Origin of the sequence: Bengtsoniella intestinalis (assembly GCF_039719005.1) — a bacterium.
Taxonomy (GTDB): domain Bacteria; phylum Bacillota; class Clostridia; order Oscillospirales; family Oscillospiraceae; genus Oscillibacter; species Oscillibacter intestinalis.
On the sequence record NZ_CP133584.1, the window covers coordinates 2,327,673 to 2,352,080 of the forward strand.

Here is a 24,408-nt window from a genome sequence, read left to right on the forward strand (position 1 = left end):
ACTATCCGCTGCGGCGGAGCGTGCCCTTTCTCGCCCCGTGGGCGATAGTTTTTCACTATTCACTTTTAGTTTTTAGTTATTTACTAGGAGGAAATATTATGTCAACTAACCTACACGGTCGTTCTTTTCTCACTTTACAGGATTTTTCCACCAGCGAAATCCGCTATCTTTTAGATTTAGGTCATGATTTGAAATCCAAGCGCCGTGCTGGCATCCACCGTCCAACGTTGGAAGGCAAGCACATTGTGCTTTTGTTTGAAAAAACCTCCACACGGACACGGTGTTCTTTCGAGGTAGCCGCCAGCCAAGAAGGGGCTCACGTTACCTTTTTAGACGCCGCCAGCTCACAAATGGGGAAAAAGGAAAGCCTTGAAGACACTGCCAAAGTGTTGGGGCGATTTTTCGACGGCATTGAGTATCGTGGCTACCACCAATCCGTGGTGGAAACCCTTGCCCAACACGCTGGGGTGCCTGTGTGGAACGGACTCACCGATGCCGACCACCCCACCCAAATCCTAGCGGATATGATGACCATTGAAGAGCATTGCGCCAAGCCCCTTGCCAAGGTGAAGGTGGTGTTCCCCGGAGATGTGCGCAACAATATGTGCTATGCTTGGATGATGGGTGCGGCTAAAATGGGAATGCACTTTGTGGGCTTGGGACCAAAATCCTTGGTGGGCGAAGCCGACCAAACTGTGTTACAGCAATGCCAAAAAACAGCAGAGCGGACAGGTGCCATCATTGAGCTCACTGACAATATGGACTGCTTGAAAGACGCAGATGTGATTTACGGCGACATCTGGGCGTCTATGGGGGAAGAAGATTTGATTCCCGCCCGCGCCAAGTTGCTTTCCCCTTACCGTGTCACCATGGATACCCTTCGTGCCACCCAAAATCCTGAAGTATTGTATATGCACTGTCTGCCCTCCTTCCACGATTTGGAGACAAAAATGGCAAAAGAGTGGGCAGACAAAGGGGTGGATATTCAAGAGGTCACCGATGGGGTGTTCCGTTCTCGCCACAGCGTGGTGTTCGATGAGGCGGAAAACCGTATGCACTCCATCAAAGCCATTTTGGTGGCAACCATGGGGAGTTAAACTGCACTTTTGTAGGGGCGACCTGTGGTCGCCCGTTCCCCAAAAACGACTACCAAGGAGGCGATACTGTTTGCAAAAACCTGCTTTTTCTATGCCCACAGCTTACACCATTCTCTTTGCATTACTTGTTTTGGTGGCGCTGAGCACATGGGTCATTCCATCAGGGGCGTACACGTATGAAGATGGGGTGCCCATTTCTGGCTCCTATCACAGCGTGGAGCCACAGCCTCAAGGCATTGGCGATGTGCTCAAAGCGCCGTTCGCTGGCTTTGGGGATGCGGTGGACATCTGCGTGTTCATTCTCATGGTGGGTGGCTTTTTAGGGGTGGTGATGCACACAGGTGCCATTGATGCTGGTGTTGCCACATTGATTGCAAAATTAGGGGATAAACAGCGGTTTCTCATTCCTATTTTGATGATTTTCTTCGGTCTTGGTGGAACCTGTTACGGGATGTGGGAAGAGACTATGGCTTTTTATCCCCTTTTAATCCCTGTGTTCATTGCCACGGGTTACGATGCACTGGTAGGGATTGGCGTGATTTTACTAGGGGCTGGGGCTGGGGTTATTGGTTCCACGGTGAACCCATTTGCCACAGGGATTGGTTCTGGCTTTGCTGGGGTGTCGCTAGGTGACGGACTGATGTTGCGACTTGCCATCTTTGTGGTGTTGGAAGCCATCGCCATTTGGTACGTTATGTCTTATGCCAATAAGGTGTACAAAAATCCTGTGGCTTCCCTGTGTAAATCCATGGCACCTGTGGCGAAAACCACCGACACCCCACCACCACTCACCCACAAACAAACCTTTGTGTTGGCGCTGTTTGGCCTGACCTTTGCCACCATGGTTTACGGGGTCATCCCTTTTGAAGATTTGGGTGTACCGCTGCCCACGCTCCACTGGTGGTTCCCCGATTTGGCGGCGCTATATCTGGTGATGGGCACGGTGGTGGGGCTGGTGTCTGGACTGAAAGAGGAACAGCTGACCAAAACGTTCGTAGACGGCAGTTGCGAGATGCTGGGGGTGGCCTTCATCATCGGCATCAGCCGTGGTATCACGGTGTTGATGCGTGACGGCAACATCACCGACACCGTTCTCCATTGGGGGGAGGAAGCCCTCTCTGGCGCCAGCTCTATCACGTTTGTGCTGTTGGTGTTTGCCATTTACCTGCCTCTGTCGGTGCTGATTCCCTCCTCGTCTGGGCTAGCCACCTTGTCCATCCCTATTTTGGCACCCATCGGCGCTTTTTCTGGGGTGGGTGGGGCGCTGATTGTCACGGCGTTTCAATCGGCATCTGGCTTGGTGAATTTAATCACCCCCACAGCCGCCGTGGTCATGGGCGCGCTAGCATTCGGCAAGGTACCCTACGACAAATGGGTGCAATTTGTCTGGAAATTGGTGTTGGGATATGCTGTATTGATAGTGGGATTTTTAGCCGTGGGAACGATGATATAGCAAATTTCCGTAAAAACGGGCGACCACAGGTCGCCCCTACATATCATCCGTAGGGACGACCTGTGGTCGTCCGTTCTTTTATTCTATTCTTACCCTTTCATCACTTGGATGAAGGCTTCTTTTTCCATGGTTTCGTGTTCTAACAAATACCCTGCCACTTGTTCCAGTTTTTCTCGATTTTGGGTCAAAATCTCTTGGCAATGGGTATAGCCAGTGTCTACAATGGCGCGGACTTCTTGGTCGATTTCTGCCGCCATAGCTTCAGAATAACTGCGACCTTGGCTCATGGTGCGACCGATGAACACCTCACTGCCACTTTCAAAGGAGACAGTGCCGATTTTCTCGCTCATGCCGTATTCGGTGACCATTTTGTGGGCAATCCGACTGGCACGCTGAATATCGTTAGATGCCCCAGTGGAGATATCGCCAAGGCACAAAGCTTCTGCCACGCGACCGCCTAAAAGACCCACAATTTGGTGTTCCATGTATCGTTTAGAAAGGTAGGAACGATCCTCTTGGGGCAGGGAAATGGTCATGCCACCAGCCATGCCACGGGGGACAATGGTAATCTGGCTGACAGGGTCTTGGTCAGGTAGGCAGTGCATTACCACGGCGTGACCTGCTTCGTGGAAGGCGGTCAGGCGACGCTCGTGTTCGGGGACAACGCGGCTCTTTTTCTCAGGGCCAGCGATGACCTTGATTTGGGCAGAGAGCAAATCTTCCATGGTGATGAAGGGGCGGTTTTTCCGTGCGGCCAGCAAGGCGCCTTCGTTGACCAAGTTCTCCAAATCGGCACCCGTGAAGCCTGCGGTGGCTTTCGCCAAATCACCTAGCACCACATCGTCAGCCAAAGGCTTGTTACGGGTGTGGATGCCCAGAATTTCTTCACGGCCTTTGATATCGGGCAAGCCCACATACACTTGGCGGTCAAATCGACCGGGACGGAGCAAGGCAGGGTCTAGCACGTCGGCACGGTTGGTGGCGGCAAGGACTGCCACACCCACGTTGGCGGCAAAGCCGTCCATTTCAACAAGCAATTGGTTCAAGGTTTGTTCGCGTTCATCGTGACCGCCACCCACACCAGTACCACGTTGGCGACCCACAGCGTCGATTTCGTCGATGAAGATGATGCAAGGTGCTTGCTTCACCGCTTCTTTGAACAGGTCACGGACACGGCTTGCGCCCACACCCACATATAGCTCCACAAAGTCAGAACCAGAGATGGACAAAAAGCCCACCCCGGCTTCCCCAGCCACGGCCTTGGCCAGCAAGGTTTTACCAGTGCCGGGAGGGCCCACTAACAGCACACCCTTGGGAATGCGCGCGCCCAGTGCGGAGAATTTGTCAGGGTTTTTGAGGAATTCTACAATTTCCTCCAGCTCTTCTTTTTCTTCGTCTGCCCCTGCCACATCGTCAAAGGTGATTTCTTTGTCTTTGTCGCTGAGAGACTTGGTGGTGGCGGAGCCAAACTTGTTCATGCCACTCATGCCACCGCCTCCGCCACCTTGGGCTTTGAGCGCCATCAAATACCACAGGCCGAAAAGAATCAGCCCTAGCAACAGATAGGGCGCCAACAGCTCAAACCAATTGGTGGAATGGTCGGCGTAATAATCATAACTGGTGATGATGCCCGTAGATTCTTGCTGTAAAACCAACGTATTGAGATCGTCGTAGAACAAGTCGAAATCGTACAGCTCGTGGTATACAGTGGTGCCGTCAACCCCTTCCCCACGGAGGGTCATTTGCAAGGTGTTGTCGTAAATCACAAAGCTTTCCACCTGCTCTTGGGTGAATAATTGGCGCACTTGGGCATAGCTAAGACGACTGGTTTGGCTGTTCATTTGGAACAGATAATAGGCACAAATCAGCAACATCACAATGAAAAAGCCGATATTAAATGAGGACTTACGTTTTGTCAATCTAGTGACCTCCTAGGGTTAGTTGAAGTAAGAGTGAGTAAGTAAGAAGTAATAGGTAAGGTGTCGCCATAGGCGATAAATTAAAATCGTGGCGAAGCCACACCGCACTTATTCACTCTTACTTTTTACTTATTACATAATTTTAAGCATAAGCTTCGGGGCGTAGAACGCCGATGTAGGGTACATTGCGATAGCGTTGGGCAAAGTCTAAGCCATAGCCCACCACAAATTCGTCGGGAATGGTGAAGCCAGCAAGGTCTGCATGGACTGCTTTTTCGCGGCGTGCAGGCTTGTCAAGCAAGGTGACAATGGTGACAGATTCTGCGCCGCGAGCCTTCAAATAGTTCACCAAGAAGGCAAGCGTGTTGCCAGAGTCTAAAATATCTTCTACCACGATGATATGGCGGCCTGTGATGTCTTCTTGCAGGTCGCGGGTGATTTTCACACGACCAGAGGAGGAGGTGGCATTTTCATAGGAGGACACGGCGATAAATTCCACATCACTTTTCACTTGGCAAGCACGGACCAAATCGGCCATAAAGATGAAGGAACCTTTCAAAACGCTGAGAAATAGTGGGTTTTTGCCTGCAAATTTTTCATACAGCTCATCGCCCATTGCTTGGACGCGTGCTTGGAGTTCTTCCTCGGTGACCAACACCTTTAAAATGTCTTGATTCATTTCGCTATTAGCCATGGTTATGTTCTCCTTTGTTTATAAACCTAATATAAAATGGGGAAGTTCCTTCCCTAGTAGTTACAAAATCAGGGTGGACACCCACCTTGCAAACTGCCACAACTTGCCCGTTCAAACGCACCACAGGCAAGGTGTCTCGCTCCTGAAAGCCAATGCCACGGTCTAAAAAGAGCCGTTTTACGGTGCGTTGACCCAAGCGGTCTTGAGACTGCCATGTGGTGACGGTATATGACCCTTCTGGCAAATAGATGGCTTGGCTGAGGGGGTGGTTTTGGCGGCTGATGACCACTTGCCAAGCCCCAAAGTCCATAGGTTTTTCCACAATCAGCGGCGCAGATGTGGGCAGTGGAGCGGACGGTTCCACAACCAAGGTGGACGATGTGGCTGTTGCCACCAAACCGTAGGGCAATGACACCTGCGTGCCAGTCCGTGGCAAGGACAACGCGCTGGTGATATGTTGGGCGGTGATGTCTCGGCTTTTGCCAGCCAAACGGCAAATGGCTTGGTGGACGGCGCGATGCGCCAACGGTAAACTAGGGTCTAAATCAGCCCATCGGAAGGTGATGGTCTGGTCTGTTTCCAAACGGGCAATGGCGCTGGCTTGGGTGGTTAAAAATTCTTGCTCTTGGGTCAAAATCGTGGCAGTTTGATTAAAATGTGCCACGAATTGGGGGTTGATGGTTTCTAAAATGGGCAACACCTGATGGCGCAAACGGTTCCGTGCAAAGGTGATGTCGGCGTTGGTATGGTCGGTGATGTGGGAGATGTGTTCTGCCACGGAATAGCCTTCTAAATCAGCTCGACTCACCCCCAAAAAAGGACGAATCACCTTGCCAGAGATGGCAGGAATGCCACAAAGGCCAGCCAGTCCCGTGCCACGGCAGAGGTTTAGCAACATGGTTTCCACATTGTCATCCCCGTGGTGGGCGGTGGCAATCCATTGGCAACCATAGGCGGTGGCGGTGCGGTTTAAAAAGTTGTAGCGCAAGGTGCGCCCCGCTTCTTCAATGCCCAACCCATGGACGGCGGCATAGCCGCGGACGTCTCCGCGTTCTAGCACAAAAGGAACCGCGTGGGCACGGCACCACTGTTCCACAAACGTAGCGTCGCTATCCGCTTCGTCACGCAAACCGTGGTGATAATGGGCCACGGTGATGGGATAACCCAACTGATGGAGTAGGTGCGCAAGGCACATGGAGTCCAATCCCCCAGAGGTGGCACAGAGAATGGCATCGGTGGGGGTTACATGGGTGCGAAGCCAGTCAATGGCAGGGTCAATCGTCGTCGTCATAATGGTGTTCCAAGGTGGCGAAGGCGGTGTATTCTGGGAGCCACTTTAGCTCCACCTTCCCCGTTTCGCCATGGCGGTTTTTAGCGATGATACACTCGGCAATATTTCGCTTTTCCGAGTCCTCATTATAGTAATCGTCACGATATAAAAACATAACGATGTCAGCATCTTGTTCGATGGAACCAGATTCACGCAAGTCCGACAGCATGGGCCGTTTGTCGTCCCGCTTTTCATTGGCACGAGACAGCTGGCTCAAACAAATCACGGGCACATCCAGTTCTTTTGCCATGATTTTTAGCATACGAGACATATCCGACACTACTTGTTGGCGGTTTTCACCGCCCCCTTTTTTGCCACCAGCGGAGGTCATCAATTGCAGGTAGTCAATGACCACCAGCCCCAGATTATCCAAACGGCGGCATTTGGCGTTCATGTCGGCAACCGATAGCATGGGATTGTCGTCAATGCGGATATCCATGCGGTTTAAATTGGTGGCGGCATCGGCAATTTTCACCCAGTCCGATTCACGGAGGGTGCCCGTTTTCAAGCGGAAATTTTCCACCAAAGCTTCGGTGGAGAGAAGCCGTGTCACCAGTTGTTCGCTGGACATTTCCAAGGAAAATACCGCCACAGTTTTCTCTGCACTTTTTGCCACATTCAGCGCCACGTTCAAGGCAAACGAGGTTTTCCCCATACCGGGACGGGCGGCCAGTAATAGCAAGTCAGACTTGTTCAGGCCAGAAATCTTGTTGTCCACAGCAGACAGCCCACAAGATAAACCGGGGAGGTGGCTGTCCTGCTCGCTCATTTCAGACAAGCGATCTAGCACCTCTGGGAGAACCTGACGGACGGTGACCATGTCTTGGGCGCTTTGTCCGCGGCGAATGGCGTAGATTTTTTGCTCGGCGGCTTCCAGAATTTCACTGGATTCCCCAATGCCCTCTTGCACCATGGCGGTGATATCGCCTGCGGCTTCTGCCACACCACGGAGCAGGGCTTTGTCACGGACAATCCCCACGTAGGCCATCACGTTTGCGGCGGTGGGGGTGGTTTCCATCAACTGCGCCAAATAGCCACGGGTGACGTTTTCTTGGAACACCCCTGTCCGCTCCATTTCTGCCGCCACGGTCAGCCCATCGATGGGACGGGCATAGGTGAACATGGCATAGATGGTTTCAAAAATCTCACGGTTGTGGGTGAGATAGAAGTCGTTAGGGCGCAGTTTATCCATCACATCTTTGATGCAATCGGGGGCGATGAGCATAGAGCCCAACACCGCCTGCTCCCCTTCTACACTGTGGGGAAGCTGGCGCAATAATAAATCGTCAAGAGCCATAGGGCGACCTCCTTGGGTGAATCAACAACAGGGGACGGCGGGGTCAAGACCCCGCCCTACGCATTCCCCCATTACTCCGTAGGGCGGGGTCTTGACCCCGCCGTCCGTAAGGCATCCGTAATTAGGAATGCGTTTTATGCTTCCGCCACCACAACGGTGACGGTGCCGCTGACTTCGTGGCCTAGCTTTGCCTTCACTTCGTAGGTGCCGAAGGATTTGATGGCGTCTTCTAGCACCAATTTTTGCTTGGGCACATCCAAGCCATGTTGGGCTTTGAGTTCGTCAGAGATTTCCTTGGTGGTGACAGCGCCGAACAAACGACCGCCGTTGCCAGCCTTGGCAGTGATTTTCACAGGGGCAGCCTTCAACTTTTCGGCAATGTCTTGGGCTTCTGCCTTCAGGCGAGCTTGCTCTGCCTTGTGGGCTTTTTCCTTTAGATTCATGGTGTTGATGGCATCGGTGGTGGCCAAAATCGCCAGCTTGCGAGGGATGAGGAAGTTGCGAGCATAGCCTTCAGAGGCCTCAATCATTTGGCCCTTTTTACCTTGGCCACGTACGTCTTGTTGTAAAATAACTTTCATTGTTGTTTCTCCTTGTTGAAAATGGAAGCAGGTAACGGACAGCCGCAAGGGCTGTCCCTACGGAGAATTTCGTAGGGACAGGGCTTACCCCTGTCCGCCCCCACAGGGATTGATTGGTTGGGCTTTAGTTTTCTAAATAACGGTCCACAGCGTCCATCAGCTCTTGTTTGACTTGCAAAATGCCCATATCGTCAATTTTGGCACCTGCTGTGGTGGAGTTGCCGCCACCACCTAAGACCTCTAACACCACTTGCACATTGACTTCCCCCAAAGAACGGGCGGAAATCAAAATGCTTTGCTCCATGGGATAGGCCACAAAGGCGGCGCGCACACCGCGTAAAGACAGCATTTCATCAGCGGCCTTGGCGGCAGTGATGCGGTCGACGCCAGCTTCTTCGATAACGGCCATGGCGATGTCGCCACGGTAGAGCTCTGCTTCACGGATGATGCCATAGCGGTTGACCATTTCGTCCAATTCGCTTTGGAAAAAGCGTTGCACTTCTGTGGTGTCAGCGCCAGCACGGCGCAAGAAAGCGGCGGCATCAAAGGTGCGCCCACCTGTGCGAAGGGTGAATTTTTTGGTGTCTAGCACAATGCCAGCCAACAGCGCCTCAGACTCAGCGCGGAGCACATCGGAGGGTTCCACCAGATATTGAAGCAATTCTGTCACCAATTCAGCGGCAGAGGATGCGTAGGGTTCGTGGAAATTCAGCGCCGCATTGTCAATGTATAGCGCCCCACGGCGATGGTGGTCAATGACGGCAATGCGACCAGCACAGCCTAGCAAATCGGGGTTTTCGACCATATCTGGGCGGCTAGTGTCTACCACCACCACCAGAGAATTGGGCTGAATCCGCAAGAAGGCATCGTGGGCGCCGATGAACACATTTTCGTATTCTGGGCACTCTTTGAGCCGTTCAATCAGCTCTTTGCAGGCGTTGCGCTCTGGGTCCATCACGATGAAAGCTGCTTTGTTGCGCTTGCGTGCGGCACAGCAAATCCCAGCGGCGGCGCCCAATGCGTCCATATCGGCGAAGGCGTGACCCATGACGTAGACTTGCTTGGCATCCACGATCAACTCGCTCAAGGCATTGGCCATGACTCGAGATTTCACCTTGGTGCGTTTTTCGGTGGCCTTGGCGCGGCCACCATAGAAGGCGAAGTCCACTTTGTTGCGCACCACGGCTTGGTCGCCCCCACGAGACAGTGCCATTTCCAAAGAAAGGGTTGCGTGGCGGTACAGCTCTGCCATGGTGGCAAAGTCTTTGCCGATGCCGATGGATATAGTGGGTGCCACGCCCTCAAAGGACTTGATGTCGCGAATGGCATCTAGCAATGAGAATTTCTCCTGTACAAAGGCTTCATACTGTTGCTCTTCAAACAGGAAGAGTTGCTTATCACGGGTGATTTTCAACAGCATCCCATTGGTGCCAGAGACCCAAGCATTGACCTTTTCATCAATTTGGGCAAGCAAAGCGCTGTGCTGGGCGTCGGGAATGGTTTTCATCAGCTCATCATAGTTATCCAGCATCAAAATACATATAACAGGACGGCTCATTTGGTACTGGGATAAGGCTTGGTCGCCGTCGGTGGTATCCACCCAATACGTGGTGGCAACCATGTGGGATTGTCGGTCTTTGGTGCGGACAAGGTTGCCGTATACTTGGTATTGTCGCCCATTCATAGTGACACGGTTGGGCGACACGGATTTACCTTCTAACAGCCATTGGGCAGAAAAATCAGGAGCCGCATCGTCCACACGCATATCAAAAAGCTGTTCTTTTACCCCAGATAGAGCCATGAAATGCTCGTTGCTCCATACCACTTCCCCTGATTCTGGGCGGAAAACCATCATGGGCAATGGAGAATTGGCCAAGGTGGATTTATTGGCTGAGTCTACAGAACCAGTGAGGTTGTCGATGTATTGGAGGATGCTTTTTTTCCGTTTTTGGCTGGAGTTACGATTCCAAAGGAAAAGCAAGATGGTGATGCACCCTTCTGTCAGCGCTAACATGGGGTTAAAGGGGAACGCGGCTATGGAAAAGGCCAGTAGGCACAAAAAGTAAAAACGTAAGTTGGATTCCAGCATACGGGAGAGTTTTTTATTCATAGGGAAACCTCCTCAAATTGCCCAATCTAGGGTAGACTGAGTTACACTATAGTATACCATTTTTCCTGATGAGAAGCAAGGGAAAAGTGGTGTATTTTATGGGAGAGTGTCTGCTGGCGCAGGGGTATCATACCCTGAGGGTTTTTGCCTGACATAGTTTTCCCACTCCCGTGGGGGCGCGCTCGCCGCGCGGGCATTACTTTGCAAAGATGCAAAGTAACCAAAAATCTTGCACGTGGCAGATGACCACGCGTGGTCATCTGTCTCACGTGCTCCCATTGTATACGGATGGTGGGTATGAGTGGGTGTGGTGCTAACGGGTGGGTTTGTCACACCCGTTCGGCTTATCGTGTGGGATGCGCGAACCAACGCTGATTGCTGCCGCACGCAACTCGTGCGATGACATGGGAACACGCATTTGAGGTGCCTTAGATTGTGGACGTCGGTTGGTACGGTGGCGCTGGGGGGCGCTGACCTGCGGCCAGCTTGGTATTAGGTGCAATGGTGTTCCCTTGTAGGGGCGACCTGTGGTCGCCCGTCTTACCCAACGCCACCAATCTATACCCCACATACATCCTAGGCACCCCCAAAAAACCGCACCCTTTCCACCGCATCTCCCAAAACAGGGCGAAGCCCGAAAGGATACTTCGCGTCAAATCAGGCCACTCGGTGCCGTTCAAAAAGCTCGACGCACTCCAGCGATGAACCCCCGTAAAAGCCCCTTTTTTCACTCGCTCGCAAGCGCCGTGAAAAAATCGTTTTTTGATTCTTTTTGTCGATACAAAAAGAATGCCCCACCGGCAGGTGACCCGTCCGGTAGGACGCCTCCACGGCAGTGGTCTACCCCGTAGGGGCAAAAACAACAATTTAGAGTGAACCAGAAAACGGACGCCCAATGGGCGCCCCTACCATGGGGTGGGGGCGAATGCCCCACCGGCAGGTGACCGCCCCGTAGGGGCAAAATCAAACAATAGCGGTGCAATTGGGACAAGAATAAGATTAAAAGCCCATTGTGCCAAGCACAATGGGCTTTTAAAAAAGCAGTTATTCAGCAATATCCATCTTAGCCACCACGGCGGCGCAACGGCCACACAGAGTGGGATGAGTCAAATCAGCACCAACAGAAGGGCTGTGCATCCAGCAACGGTCGCACTTGCAACCCTTGGCTTCGCTGACTTCGATGGTCAAACCTTCGAATGCGGAACCCTTGCCCACGATGGCAGAAGCGTCCGCTTCGCCAGTGGCAATTTCACAGTCAGAGACGATGAACAGTTCTGCCAGATTCAAACCAGCCACGTCTGCCACTGCGGCAGAAGCATCGTCGTCACCAGCGTACAGGGCCACATGTGCTTCCAGTGCCTTGCCGATTTTCTTGTCGGCACGGGCGGCTTCCAGCACGGCATTCACATCGCCACGGAGTTTCATCACGGTGTCCCACTTGCCCATGGCATCGTCGGTGAGGGCGTAGTCGGTGAACACTTGGTTCATGTCGTTAAACAGCACGTTTTCGGTGTCGTCACTGTCACGATGGGTCATCACTTGCCAGATTTCATCGGCGGTGAAGGCCAACACAGGTGCAAAAATCTTAGTGAGGGTGTCCAAAATCAAGAACAGAGCGGTTTGGGCGCTACGACGCTTGATACCGTTCACATCATCGCAGTACAGACGGTCTTTGATGATGTCCAGATAGAAGTTAGACAGTTCCACCACGCAGAAATCGTTGATGGCATGGGTGACCACCAAGAATTCGTATTCGCCATAGGCCTTGAAGCACTTTTCAATCAGGGCATTCAAGCGGGTAATCGCCCAGCGATCCAGTTCTTCCATGTCTTCAGGAGCCACCAGATTGTTGGGGTCAAAGCCGTTCAAGTTGCCCAAGCAGTAACGGGCAGTGTTGCGGAATTTCAGGTAGTTTTGGCTCAGTTGCTTGAAGATTTCGTCAGAGCAACGGACGTCAGCGTGGTAATCAGCAGAAGCCGCCCACAAACGGAGCAGGTCCGCGCCGTACTTGTTGATGATGTCGTTGGGGTCCATGCCGTTGCCCAAGGATTTGTGCATGGCACGACCGTCACCAGCCACGGTCCAACCGTGGGTGACGCATTCCTTAAAGGGAGCGCCATCGCCGAAGGCACCCATGGCGGTGAGCAGTGCGGCTTGGAACCAGCCACGGTATTGGTCAAGGCCTTCCAAATACATGGTGGCAGGCCAGATGCCAGAGTCACGCTTCATGGCGGCATAGTGGGTGGAACCAGAGTCGAACCAGCCGTCCAAGGTGTCTTCTTCCTTGGTGAAGCCAGACTTGCCACCGCAGTGGTTGCAGGTCAAGTCAGCGCCAAAGATTTCTTCCACGGACTTTTCAAACCAAGCGTTGGAGCCTTCGGTTTCAAACAATTTGGCAATGGTTTCGATGGTTTCGGGGGTGCAGACAGGCTTGCCACAATCGGCACAGTACACCACAGGAATGGGCAGACCCCAGCGACGTTGACGAGAAATACACCAGTCAGCACGTTCACGCACCATAGACTTCATGCGGTCTTTGCCCCATTCGGGCACCCAACGCACATCGTCGCAGGCATCGCAAGCTTCGTCTTTAAAGGAGTCCACAGAGCAGAACCATTGGGGGGTGGCACGGAAGATGATGGCGCCTTTGCAACGCCAGCAGTGGGGATAGCTGTGGACGATGTCCTCTTGGGCAAACAGTGCCCCAGATTCCTTCATGTCAGCCAAAATCACAGGGTTAGACGCTTCGGTTTTCATGCCTTCATACTTGCCAGCATAGTCGGTGTGGCGGCCTTGGTCATCCACAGGCACCACCATTTCCATGCCATAACGACGGCAGGTTTGGTAGTCATCTGCGCCGAAGCCGGGTGCGGTGTGAACGCAACCAGAACCAGAGTCCATGGTGACGTAATCAGCGCACAGCAGACGAGAAGTCTTGGGCAGGAAGGGATGGTTGGAGAGCATATTCTCGAAGAATTCACCCTTGTGGGTTTCCACGATTTCATACTCGGTGATGCCACCCTTGGCCATAACGGTTTCCACCAGAGACTCCGCCATGATATAGTGTTCCCCGTTAGAAGCTTTGACAATGGCGTACATCTCACGGGGATGGACAGAGATGGCCAAGTTGCCAGGCAGGGTCCAGATGGTGGTGGTCCAGATGACAAAGAACAGTTTTTCGTGGTCATAAGCGGACAGCTTGCCTTGGTCGTCGTTCATGGAGAACTTGACAAACACAGTGGTACAGGGGTCATCTTTGTATTCGATTTCAGCTTCGGCCAGTGCGGTTTCATCGTTGGGGCACCAGTACACAGGCTTCAAACCCTTGTAAATAAAGCCCTTTTCATACATCATGCCGAACACACGGACTTCGTCGCCTTCAAAGCCGGGGTTCATGGTCAGATAGGGGTTTTCCCAGTCGCCCACCACGCCCATGCGCTTGAAGGATTCCATTTGCACGCCCACATAGTGCTCTGCAAACTCGTGGCAAGCGGAGCGGAATTCGGGGATGGACATAGCTTTGTGGTTCAGCTTGTTTTGCTTGATGATGGCGGATTCGATGGGCATACCGTGGTTGTCCCAACCGGGGACATAGGGGGTGTAGTACCCACGCATGGCGTAAGAACGGGTGATGATGTCCTTGATGGCCTTGTTCATGGCAGTACCCATGTGGATGTTGCCGTTGGAGAAGGGAGGGCCATCGTGGAGGTGGAACAGGGGCTTGCCTTCACGCTTTTTCAGCATACGATTGTACAGGTCGGCACCTTGCCAACGTTTCAGCATTTCTGGTTCACGCTTGGGCAGACCAGCACGCATGGGGAAGTCGGTTTTGGGCAGTTGGATGGTTTTGTTGTAATCCATGGGTGTTCTCCTTTTGTTAGATGGTTGAAATCCATAATTTTGTAGGGGAGGGGTTCCATCCCCTCCTGTGGGGTTTGCGAAATCGCTGGGGGACGGGAGGGGGTGGAACCCCTACCCTACCACGGTTTTCACGGCTGTAAAACACAAAAAAACGCTTTTGTCTCCTACATTTGTAAGAGACAAAAGCGTTTGTAAAAACTACTTCTGCGGTACCACTCTCGTTGCTTGCAAGTCACCTTGCAAACCGCTCTATCTGCCAACACAGACTGACCCTGTAACGGTGGTCACCCGTCGTCACTTACTCGCGTCGTCTTTCAGTGGGAGGCTCCAAGGGGATATTCACTCAATGTGTTGCACCGTTTTACACCAACCAACGGCTCTCTTTGCCAACAAACATTCAGTTACTCGTCCTTATCGTCGCCAAATATTCGATTACCTGTATCATACAAAGAAAACCGCCCATTGTCAATGGGTTTTTGCAAATTTTGTATGTAAAAGGGCAAAAAAGATGCAGACCGCAAGGTCTGCATCTTTTTATATCAATTATGCGCGGGGATTTTTCAGAGCAGCTTGAGCGGCTGTGGATGTTGTGGGGAAATGGAATTCTATCTTTTTATATAGTATAGATAGTATAACACACACCTGTCAAAATAGCTAGTCTAACATTTGCAGATAGCCGTCTAACCGCTGATTTACATACTCAGCCAGCATGGTGACCATAGCGCCAGCATCGCCGTCACGGTAATAGGCATCGAAGGCATCGTAGTACCGCTTGCGGTGGGTGAACTTGATGTTCACCGGGGGGTAGCCGTTACGAATCAGCGCAAAGTTCATCAGCAACCGCCCACAACGACCGTTGCCGTCGATGAAGGGATGGATACCCTCAAACTCCAGATGAAACCGTGCGATGCGCTCGATGACATGAAGGGTGTTTTTTCTCTGCTGTTCCATTGCCAGCAAGTCATCCATTTTTTCAGCAATCAAAAAAGGCTCCACAGGTTGGACGAAAGCACCCAAAATAGACACAGGGATTTTCCGATACACGCCTTTATCCTCTGGGCGATGCATTAGCACCAGAGCATGGATGCTCTTGATTTCCATAGGGGTCAAATCGCCGTGCCCTTTGGCCAAGTCCTCCATGTAGAGGTAGGCATCTCGATGGCCCACCGCCTCCAAATGGTCTTTCAGAGGCTTGCGGTCAATGGTAATGCCCTCCAGCACCAGCGCCGTTTCCTGCAAGGTGAGGGTGTTGCCCTCGATGGCGTTGGAATTGTAGGTGAAGTCAATGAGGAAGTCGTCTCGCAAGCGCAGTAGCTCCCCTTGGGTCAAAGGACGACGGCTGTCTAGCTGTTCCTTTTTTGCATCAATGGATTGGAGTAAACTGCCATAAGGCTGTTTCAGGAATGATACCGCCCTCCGCCGCCCATCAGCAGGCTTAGGTGCAGTTTCGGGAATCATATATAGCTTCCCTTGGCGGGTAACCCCCTCAATTTTCCCCTCAGCACAAAGAATCCGCACCCGACGAGGGGTGATTCCCCACTTCTGAGCAGCTTGAGAAACTTTGATATATGTCATAGCCACACCTCCTAGCGGTTGTATTATTCCTATATAAACGTCAACCAAAAAGTGAGCCGCTCGCTCATGAAAAAGTGAGCCACTTGCGCTCATGAAAAAGTGAGCCACTCGCTCACGAATATTCAGCCATTGCCAGGGTCTGCTTCAAACGAAAAGAATCACCATTCATATCAAGCACATGGGACTGGAAGGTCAGCCTGTCAATGAGAGCCGCCACCATGGTGGTGTTTTCAAATAGCTCTGGCCATCTGGAGAACGGCAGATTCGTTGTCACAATGGTACTGCGTTTCTCGCTACGGTCAGAGATGACTTTAAACAGCAGTTCAGATTGGTGGCGGTTAAAGCTGAGGTAACTCAGCTCGTCCAAGATGAGCAAATCAGCACGGGCTAGATTGCGCTCCAACTTGCCCAAAGAGTAGTTGTCTCGGGCCTCACACAGCTCCGTAGAGAGTGTTGCGGCGTTCTTAAACAGAACGCTGTGGCCCGCGTAGCAGGCCTTCAGCCCCAGTGCAATGGACAAGTGGGTCTTGCCTCGGCCGGGATTGCCAATCATCACCACGTTTTGCCGTCTGTTCACAAAATCACAGGAGGCTAGTTCCTGCAAAAATATTGGCGAAACCGCTTCGTTGAGTTGGGTCATATCAAACTCGTCCAATGTTTTCAAATACGGAAAATTTGCCGCTTTAAGCCGCTTTTTCATTTGATTTTCTTGCCTAGAAGCCAATTCGGCCTGCATCAATTCCAATAGTAAATCAGCAAAAGTGGCACTGGAATCCACCTGTCTGAGCACTTGCTGGTAGTCAGCAAACATAGGCAGACGCAGCTGCTTTGCGTATAATTTCACCTGTTCCTCCGTCACATTCATACTCTCACACCTCCAAAAAGAACGTCATAGCCTGCCAAATTCACGTTTTGGACAACCACAGTGTCTGCAATTTTAGGGGGCGGTGGCGTGACCACGGAGACGCCTTGCATCACGGTGTCAAACCCCTCATCAAGACAGCGATATAGCAATTCCACAATCTGTTTTGGCTTCAAATTTTGCTTCTGCAACCACGCTAAAAACACTGGTGGAACGGTGTCACGCACTGGCTTTGCTTGGAAGATAGCACGGCCTTTTCGTTCCAAAAGCGGCAAGTAATGCTGTAAATCATACACGTTTTGCTTGTGCCCAAGGCAGCGTGGATGGGTGGCAATCAGCTTGTTTTGGCTGTAGATTTCCACCTGTTCAGGCAGTGCTTTTACCGTCACTTCTTTGCCACAATAGGTCACAGGCACGGAATAGTTATTGGTGTCGAAGCGCACGGTACTAAATCGGTCTACTCGCCCGTGGGCACGTTTGGCAGGGTCAAAACGGTAGATGGGCAAGGGATTGAGTGCAGCTTTTTCCACTTCGAATTCTTCCCTAACAGTGCCGTTTTTGCCACGAATGGTGTGTTTTAGGTACTGTTCACAACGCTTTTGTAGCAAATCGTTCAGCTCGTCCATGCTGTCCACTTTGGGTAGTGGCACGCAGAAATTGCGTCGTGAGAAGCCTACCAAACCCTCTACTAGCCCTTTTTCATTGCCAGAGGCAGGATTGCAGAATACAGTCTCAAAACCGTAGTGCGCTGCCAACATAGCATAGCTGTCCTGCGTTTTGGCGTGGGCGCCAAATCCGTCTTTTACGGCAATTTTGGCGTTGTCAAAGATGACACGCCGTGGCGCGCCGCCGAAGTAGTCAAAGGTGCGCACCTGTGCCTCTAAAAAGCTCTCGCTGTTTTGTCTGCGGTAGGCCACCACAAATGGGGCGTCGCTGTAGCAAAGGCGTGCGCAGAAAATATTGACTTTCGTTTTCACATCAGCCAACCGAATGGTTGCCTCACCCCAGTCCACTTGCACTGCATCCCCAGGGTCAAAGGCCAGTGGCACGAAGGCCTCAGGCGTACTGCCACGCAGTTCTTGGACATAGCGTCGCACGGTGGATTCGCCACCTGTAAAACTCTGCTCTTCCACTAGACGGTCGTAGATCCGCTTGGCGGTGTGAGATTGCTTCTTGAGACGATTTTCCTCATCCTCATCCAAGCATTGCTGGATGAAGTTCTTTACGCCCTCCGTGAGCACGCTGGTTGGGCGCTGATACTCCTTGCGCACCCACGGCACGGCTTCACCCTCCCAGTACTTTTTCACCGTATTGCGAGAGATGCCCAGTTGGACTGCAATGCTCCGCTGGCTACGCCCCTGCTGGCGTAATTGTCGCACTTCTTTGTAAATGTTCACTGTGATTACCACCTTTATTTTCCCCCGTTCCTAGCTTACTGCTAGTATACAGGGTTATTTCAAGTGGCTCAAATTTTCATGAGCGAAAGGGGGCTAGGTGGCTCACTTTTATATTAGCATTTATATCCTATTATATGCCAGTTTTAGGAATAATACAAGTGGGAGTTTATTTAGTTTACACCACCATCACCTTATCCGTCCATAGCTCACATTGGAGCATAACGATGGACACGGCGTCTTCCATACCTTCTGGTGGGTAGCGGTGCTTTTTCAAAAGTCGCTTAATCATGCGGCGCATACCGGCACGGGCAGATTCTTTATTTTGCCAGTCCACAGCCTTATTATTACGCAAGGTGTCGGCAAGCTCTTTGGTAATGGCAACCAGTTCGGTGTTTTCGTAGAAATCCTTGATGGCTTGTGGCTTGGTCAAGGCATCGTAGAATGCCAATTCTTCCACACTTAGCCCCAACGATTCCCCTTCGGTATGGGCAATCACCATGGCCTCTGCCATTTTCAACAGCTCGGCAATCACTTCTTCATTGGTGAGCATGCCGTTGAGGTAAGAATTGATTTTCTCTTGCAGTAAGTCGCTGAATTTCTCCGACTTCACCACGTTGGTTCTGCGATACACCGACACTTGCTCGGCAATCAGCTTTTTCAGCAACTCCACCGCCAAATTCTTTTCCTTCATATTGGCAATCTCAGCTAAGAAATTCGGGTCAAACAGGGAAAATTCCTGTTGCACATCGGAAAATAGATTGATAACGCCAGTGCTTTGGATGGTGGCCTTGAGTAGCTCGTTGATTTTCGCATTTAGTTCTGGCAAGGACAGTTTACCACCGTTGCCACCTGCTGTAATGCGCACAACCAACGTCCGTACTGCCTCGAAAAAGGCGGCTTCAAACCGCAAGTCACTGGGCACCAAGCTACTACACAAAGAAAGGGATTGCTTCAACATCAAGGCTTCTTTGCAGAAAATATACCCTGTCCGTTCTTTTTCGGGAAGGTGTCCATCGGCAACATCTTTGCCCAAAATAAAGTTCACGCCACCGCTAATCAGCTTGGCACGGACCAAATCGGTGCCACTGGCGAAGGATTTGTAATCATAACCATGAAAGAAATCTTGACAAACTGACAGCTTTTGCAAGAACTTGGGATAGGCCGCCTTGCTTACATCCGTATCGCCAAACCGCTTTTTATCTCGTGCGGTGTAGTCGTTCATGGCTTGCTTCAACGCAGACGCAATGCCCACATAATCCACCACCAAGCCGCCTTCTTTGTCCCCAAATACACGGTTGACCCGTGCGATGGCTTGCATCAAATTATGTCCAGCCATGGGCTTGTAAACGTACATGGTGGCCAAAGACGGCACATCAAAGCCTGTCAGCCACATATCCACCACAATGGCGATTTTCAAGGGGTTTTCGTTGTCTTTAAAGGCTTTTGCCATTTGGTCTTTGTGGTGCTTGTTGCCAATGATTTCTCGCCATTGCTCTGGGTCGTCGTTGCCACTGGTCATCACCACGGCTACCTTTTCCGTGTAATCAGGGCGCAGTTCTAGAATGCGGTTGTAAATCTTCATGGCGATGGGGCGAGAGTAAGCCACAATCATGGCCTTGCCCGTCTGCTCATATTGGCGATGGGTTTCATAGTGGGATAAAATATCTTGCACCAAGGAATCAATGGTCTGGTCCGCCCCCAGCACAGCATCCATTTTGCCCAGCTCACGCTTGCTCTTTTCGATGACTTCTGCATCGGCGCAGGCGGCCATGGCGTCATACTCATCGTCGATGAGCTGCAAGGCTGATTGGTCTAGCTTTAGCTGAATGACACGGCTTTCGTAGTACACAGGACGGGTGGCCCCATCCTCCACCGCTTGGGTCATGTCGTACACGTCGATGTAATCGCCAAACACTTCACGGGTACTTCTATCCTTGGAGGAAATGGGCGTTCCAGTGAAGCCGATGTAAGTGGCGTTGGGCAGGCTATCACGGATGATGCGTGCTGCACCCACCGAGATTTTGCCTGTCTCAGCGTTGACCTTTTCTTCCAATCCATATTGCCCACGGTGGGCTTCGTCTGCCATCACCACAATGTTGTGGTGGTCAGACAAGGCCTCGTCCGACTCCTCAAACTTTTGCATGGTGGTGAAGATGATACCGTTGGCTTGAATGCCAGAGAGCAGTTCCTTCAAATGGGCACGACTGGTGGCCTGCTTGGGGCTTTGGCGCAAGAATTGGGCGCACTTGGCAAACTGACCGTAGAGTTGGTCGTCCAAATCGTTGCGGTCGGTGATGACCACAATGGTGGGGCTTTGTAGCGCCTCTTGCAAGCGATGGGCATAAAACACCATAGATAGGGATTTACCACTCCCTTGGGTATGCCAAAACACACCGCCTTTGCCGTCAGTTTCCGTGGCGGCTTGGGTGGTGGCCACTGCTTTGTTCACAGCGAAATATTGGTGATAGCCTGCTAAAATCTTGAAGGATTGCACCCCTTCGTTGGAGAAGCAGATGTAGTTTTTCAAAATATCCAACAACCGCTCTGGTTGGAATAGCCCTTCAAAAAAGGTGTCAAAACTGGCAAATTGGGTGTTTTCATAACTGCCGTCTGTGGTTTTCCACTCCATGAAACGGTCTTCGCCAGAGGTGATGGTGCCAGCCTTGGAGATGGCTTGGTCGCTCATGACGCAGATGGCGTTGTATGTAAAGAGGGAGGGAATTTCCTGCATATAATTGCGGAGCTGGCGATAGGCCTCCGATGCGTCGGTCTCCTCACGGGAGGGAGATTTCAGCTCCACCACTACCAAGGGTAACCCATTGATAAAGAGAATCACATCGGGGCGTTTCTCGCTGTGTTCAACAAATGTCCATTGGTTGATAGCTAGAAAGGAGTTCCGCTCTATCCGTTGATAGTCCATCAGATACACAATACCAGACCGCTCCTGTCCACCCTCTGCGTACTTCACCGTCACCCCATTTTGGAGATAGTCCATAAAGAGGGCGTTTTTCGCCACCAAAGACCCACCATCCAAATGGCGCAAGCGATAGAGCCCATCCTCAATGGCCGCCATAGGCAGACTGGGGTTGAGCTTCACAAGGGCATCACGGAGCACCGCCTCATACAAAGGACTGGTGTAGTCCCGGGTCACATCAGGCCCATGGACATAGGTGTACCCCATGGTCTGGAACAGGTCAAGGATGGCGTTTTCATAGTGGGCTTCGGTGAAATGGTTCATGGAGTGTGCCTCCTTTAGTTTAGGTTGAGTTGGGATTTGATTGCAGGCATATAAGAACGCTTGAACTTTGTACATGCTGAGCAAAAAATTGATATAGCATCCGTGCATTCTGGATGACCTTCTTGACATAGAGCAACTCTATTGCCTAGAAAAACTATTTCAATAAAACTATCAGCAATCGCTTTGTCTCCAAATAAAACCTCTATAGACATACTCTCGCTAGTCATAATACCGCTGTATGAAAAAAAGAGTGATGTATATATTGTTGATATTTCTTCTATATTTTTGCAATCAGAATCGATATGCATACAATTTAGTTGTGCGCCATACTTGCTTTGAATATGTGAAAAAATCATTGGTTTAATATTTCCAAACTGTTTCTCATATGAAGCAAACCGTAAAATATCAGAAACAAAAAGAAAATGTTCTATATCTTCATACACAGCGCGTCTTTTTTCAAACAAAGCAATTTTCTCTTGTCTATCTGCAATTTTCTGCGGTATTTTAATAGCCACATATACTGCACTGACTGTTGCAAACACACCCAGTATTGAAAATATGTAATACACATTTTCAAGTGTAACTTTCCACGAATCCAGAAAGCCTATAGTGTATCCACAGGCAAGAGGGATAATGATGAATGCCAGTAGGAGTAATATCAAGATAATTAGCACAATCGAAAACATGCTTTTGCAGGATAGTTTAAATGGCGGCATAACTGACCCCTTTTACTGTAAATTAGAATCTAAAGAGTTTAGTATGTTCTTTAGAGCGGCCAAGTGCTTTTCGCTTGTTATACTCTTTATATCATAAGTTTGCATATGGGAGCTCGCTACGTCGAACTCAAGAATCATATCATTATAGCTAAATCCATAAATATGATTATCGTGCTCAAGGAGCGCACATTGATTTTTATTGAATAACATTTTCATACGTTTACTCCTGTGCGAAAGTTGTTGTTTCCTTGATATAGGAAACAACATTCTTTCTCAGCTCCACTTTTAGATTTTTAATTTCATTTCTCAAAGATTCAATATGACTTTGTATCTCAGGTCCATTATATTCGAGTAAACTACCTTCTTCGTCCCAAGCTCCATCTACAACAACTGAAAATTTTTCATCTTGAAGTTTAGCGAGTGCAATTGTTTCATTTGATGCGCCCGCCTGTGTTGCTTCATGGGCGAGGTCATGATCATATCCTTGACTTTCAGCGATTTCCCAATATTCTTTTTTCTTTTTTTGCAAAATCTCCATATCTGACATCAATGTCTGGATCTTATCTTGCTGCATATAAATTTTCTTATTGAATAACAGAGCAAACTCTACTACAGTGCTTGAATAGTCATCTCTTTCAATTTTATTGGCAATTTGCAACCTATGCTCATATAATTGTAAATCAATTGTTTTTTGTAGTGCTTGCTCTGATGCCTTGAGTTGTTTTTGCGCTAATTCTGCTGATTTCTTGTTTGCACATAAAATGAAACACGTGGCAACAACATACACTATTGTAACAGCAAGAGTTGCCCCCGAAACTACAGTACTCACGAATCCTATAATGGACCCTAGAAACCAAACCACCACTCGAAAAATTATCGTGAACGTGATACAATATCAAAAACGATAAACGAGAGGAGAACATATCATGCCACGAAGCAGTTACAGCGCCGAATATAAGGCCAAGATCGTCCTAGAAGTCCTCCAAGGAGAGAAGGAATTAAACGTGATCGCCGCCGAGCAGGGGATCAATCCCAACATGATTCGCAACTGGAAGAAGGAATTTATATCCAATGCCAGTCAGGTGTTTGACGAGAAAAAACAGGTCAAAGAAGCACATCGGAAGGAGGTTGCCCTGAAGAAAGAGAAGGAGCAGATGCTCCGAACCATCGGCCAATTGACGCTGGAGCGAGACTTTATTCAGGGCGCCTTTCGGGACTGCGGCATCCCCGTCCCCAAGTTCCCTCAGGACTGACGCAGACCTGTCCATCCGCCGCCAATGCGAGTTGCTGGGACTGCCCCGAGGGCAGGTCTACTACCAGCCTGTGGAGGTCGACCAGGAGGCCAAGCGCTGGCGGGAGCACATCATGGCACGCATCGACTACTGGCACACCCAAATGCCCTACATCGGCTCTCGAAAGCTGGTGACCAAGCTGGCCAGCGACCAGATTTTTGTGGGTCGCAAGCTGGTTAGGCGACTGATGTGTGAGATGGGAATCCATGCTCTCTATCCCAAGGCAAATCTTTCGAAACGTAACTTTAAAGAGTCTATTGTGCCATATTTGCTGAGAAATAAGGCTGTTTTATTCCCAAACCAAGTGTGGTCAATCGACATCACTTATATCAAAATGCACCACGGGCACATGTATTTGACGGCGATTATTGACTGGTATAGCCGCCTGATTGTGGGCTGGAATCTGTCCGACACGCTGGACGCCAACAACGTCATCCAGGCTGTCAGCGACGCAATTTCTAGCCACGGCACCCCCGCTTTTCTCAATTCTGACCAGGGCTGTCAGTTTACGAGCTCCCAATATAAGGAATATTTGAAGCAAAATCACATCACTCAAAGCATGGACGGCAAGTCCCGTTGGGCGGATAATATCATGATTGAACGGTGGTTCCGCAGCCTGAAAACGGAGGAAATTTACCTCAACGAATATCATAATCCCAGGGCGTTGCGCCGTGGAATCGCCAATTATATCAAGCAATACAACACCGTCAGGCCCCACCAAGCACTGGAAAATCAGACCCCAGAGGCTGTGTATGGGGCAGCCTTCGCAACGCCAACCAACCACCTTGACAGTCTGGCTCAGGCTGGTTGAGAGATGGTGGCGACGGGAGGTCGTGGGTTGTAGGAGGAGGCCGTTCCCCTCGCCTTGCCCATTGTACCAGCCTGACCCAGACGGTCAAGGCAACCCTTCGGGCGGCTACCCCGGAGGTGACTCCAACCAGGCTTGGCTCAGGAAGCAAAATAGGTTGTTGTGTTCACGATAAATT

The 24,408-nt window shown here is 50.7% G+C and carries 17 protein-coding genes and 1 other annotated feature; of the genes, 4 read left to right on the forward strand and 13 right to left on the reverse strand.

The window, feature by feature from the left end; genetic code table 11:
- The first annotated feature begins 98 nt into the window (after positions 1-98).
- Both argF and RFF05_RS11170 read left to right on the forward strand, forming a co-directional pair.
- Positions 99-1,097 carry an ornithine carbamoyltransferase gene (gene argF / locus RFF05_RS11165; protein WP_409967170.1) on the forward strand — a complete coding sequence of 333 codons (999 nt, stop codon included), beginning with the start codon at positions 99-101 and terminating at the stop codon, positions 1,095-1,097.
- Between the two features lie 70 nt (positions 1,098-1,167).
- Positions 1,168-2,550 (forward strand): YfcC family protein, encoded by a 1,383-nt coding sequence (locus tag RFF05_RS11170; protein WP_409967171.1) that lies wholly within the window; start codon positions 1,168-1,170, stop codon positions 2,548-2,550.
- A gap of 89 nt (positions 2,551-2,639) precedes the next feature.
- On the opposite strand, the gene ftsH is transcribed toward RFF05_RS11170, so the two are convergent.
- The 13 genes from ftsH to RFF05_RS11235 form a co-directional block, all read right to left on the reverse strand.
- On the reverse strand, positions 2,640-4,424 hold the full coding sequence (gene ftsH, locus RFF05_RS11175; RefSeq protein WP_409970109.1) for an ATP-dependent zinc metalloprotease FtsH: 1,785 nt from the start codon (positions 4,422-4,424) through the stop codon (positions 2,640-2,642).
- A 187-nt stretch (positions 4,425-4,611) separates the two neighbouring features.
- A complete protein-coding gene (gene hpt / locus RFF05_RS11180; RefSeq protein ID WP_409967172.1) occupies positions 4,612-5,163 on the reverse strand; it encodes a hypoxanthine phosphoribosyltransferase in 552 nt (183 codons plus the stop codon).
- Positions 5,156-6,454 (reverse strand): tRNA lysidine(34) synthetase TilS, encoded by a 1,299-nt coding sequence (gene tilS / locus RFF05_RS11185; RefSeq protein ID WP_409967173.1) that lies wholly within the window; start codon positions 6,452-6,454, stop codon positions 5,156-5,158. Before tilS ends, hpt begins: the two co-directional genes overlap by 8 nt.
- Positions 6,438-7,790 (reverse strand): replicative DNA helicase, encoded by a 1,353-nt coding sequence (gene dnaB / locus RFF05_RS11190; RefSeq protein WP_409967174.1) that lies wholly within the window; start codon positions 7,788-7,790, stop codon positions 6,438-6,440. Before dnaB ends, tilS begins: the two co-directional genes overlap by 17 nt.
- A gap of 134 nt (positions 7,791-7,924) precedes the next feature.
- On the reverse strand, positions 7,925-8,371 hold the full coding sequence (gene rplI / locus RFF05_RS11195) for a 50S ribosomal protein L9 (protein ID WP_409967175.1): 447 nt from the start codon (positions 8,369-8,371) through the stop codon (positions 7,925-7,927).
- Positions 8,372-8,495: 124 nt separating this feature from the next.
- Positions 8,496-10,481, reverse strand: coding sequence for a DHH family phosphoesterase (locus RFF05_RS11200; RefSeq protein WP_409967176.1), 1,986 nt, complete (start codon positions 10,479-10,481; stop codon positions 8,496-8,498).
- Positions 10,482-11,525: 1,044 nt separating this feature from the next.
- Complete coding sequence (ileS, locus tag RFF05_RS11205) at positions 11,526-14,342, reverse strand: isoleucine--tRNA ligase (RefSeq protein WP_409967177.1); 2,817 nt, start codon at positions 14,340-14,342, stop codon at positions 11,526-11,528.
- A 172-nt stretch (positions 14,343-14,514) separates the two neighbouring features.
- Positions 14,515-14,769 (reverse strand) — a binding site (T-box leader).
- A gap of 227 nt (positions 14,770-14,996) precedes the next feature.
- On the reverse strand, positions 14,997-15,917 hold the full coding sequence (locus RFF05_RS11210; protein ID WP_409967178.1) for a Fic family protein: 921 nt from the start codon (positions 15,915-15,917) through the stop codon (positions 14,997-14,999).
- A 112-nt stretch (positions 15,918-16,029) separates the two neighbouring features.
- Entirely contained in the window at positions 16,030-16,782 is a 753-nt protein-coding gene (gene istB, locus RFF05_RS11215; RefSeq protein ID WP_409967179.1) for an IS21-like element helper ATPase IstB, read from the reverse strand.
- Positions 16,779-18,176, reverse strand: coding sequence for an IS21 family transposase (gene istA / locus RFF05_RS11220; RefSeq protein ID WP_409967180.1), 1,398 nt, complete (start codon positions 18,174-18,176; stop codon positions 16,779-16,781). The genes istB and istA overlap by 4 nt, the downstream gene beginning before the upstream one ends.
- A gap of 175 nt (positions 18,177-18,351) precedes the next feature.
- Entirely contained in the window at positions 18,352-21,414 is a 3,063-nt protein-coding gene (locus tag RFF05_RS11225) for a type I restriction endonuclease subunit R (RefSeq protein ID WP_409967181.1), read from the reverse strand.
- 14 nt (positions 21,415-21,428) lie between these two features.
- A complete protein-coding gene (locus tag RFF05_RS11230; protein WP_409967182.1) occupies positions 21,429-22,130 on the reverse strand; it encodes a hypothetical protein in 702 nt (233 codons plus the stop codon).
- 220 nt (positions 22,131-22,350) lie between these two features.
- A complete protein-coding gene (locus RFF05_RS11235) occupies positions 22,351-22,959 on the reverse strand; it encodes a hypothetical protein (RefSeq protein WP_409967183.1) in 609 nt (202 codons plus the stop codon).
- 97 nt (positions 22,960-23,056) lie between these two features.
- On the opposite strand from RFF05_RS11235, the gene RFF05_RS11240 reads away from it, so the two are divergent.
- Together RFF05_RS11240 and RFF05_RS11245 are read left to right on the forward strand one after the other, a co-directional pair.
- Positions 23,057-23,383: a transposase gene (locus RFF05_RS11240; RefSeq protein ID WP_409967184.1), complete on the forward strand. Its 327-nt coding sequence runs from the start codon at positions 23,057-23,059 to the stop codon at positions 23,381-23,383.
- 13 nt (positions 23,384-23,396) lie between these two features.
- Positions 23,397-24,233: an IS3 family transposase gene (locus tag RFF05_RS11245; RefSeq protein ID WP_409970076.1), complete on the forward strand. Its 837-nt coding sequence runs from the start codon at positions 23,397-23,399 to the stop codon at positions 24,231-24,233.
- The last annotated feature ends 175 nt before the right edge of the window (positions 24,234-24,408 follow it).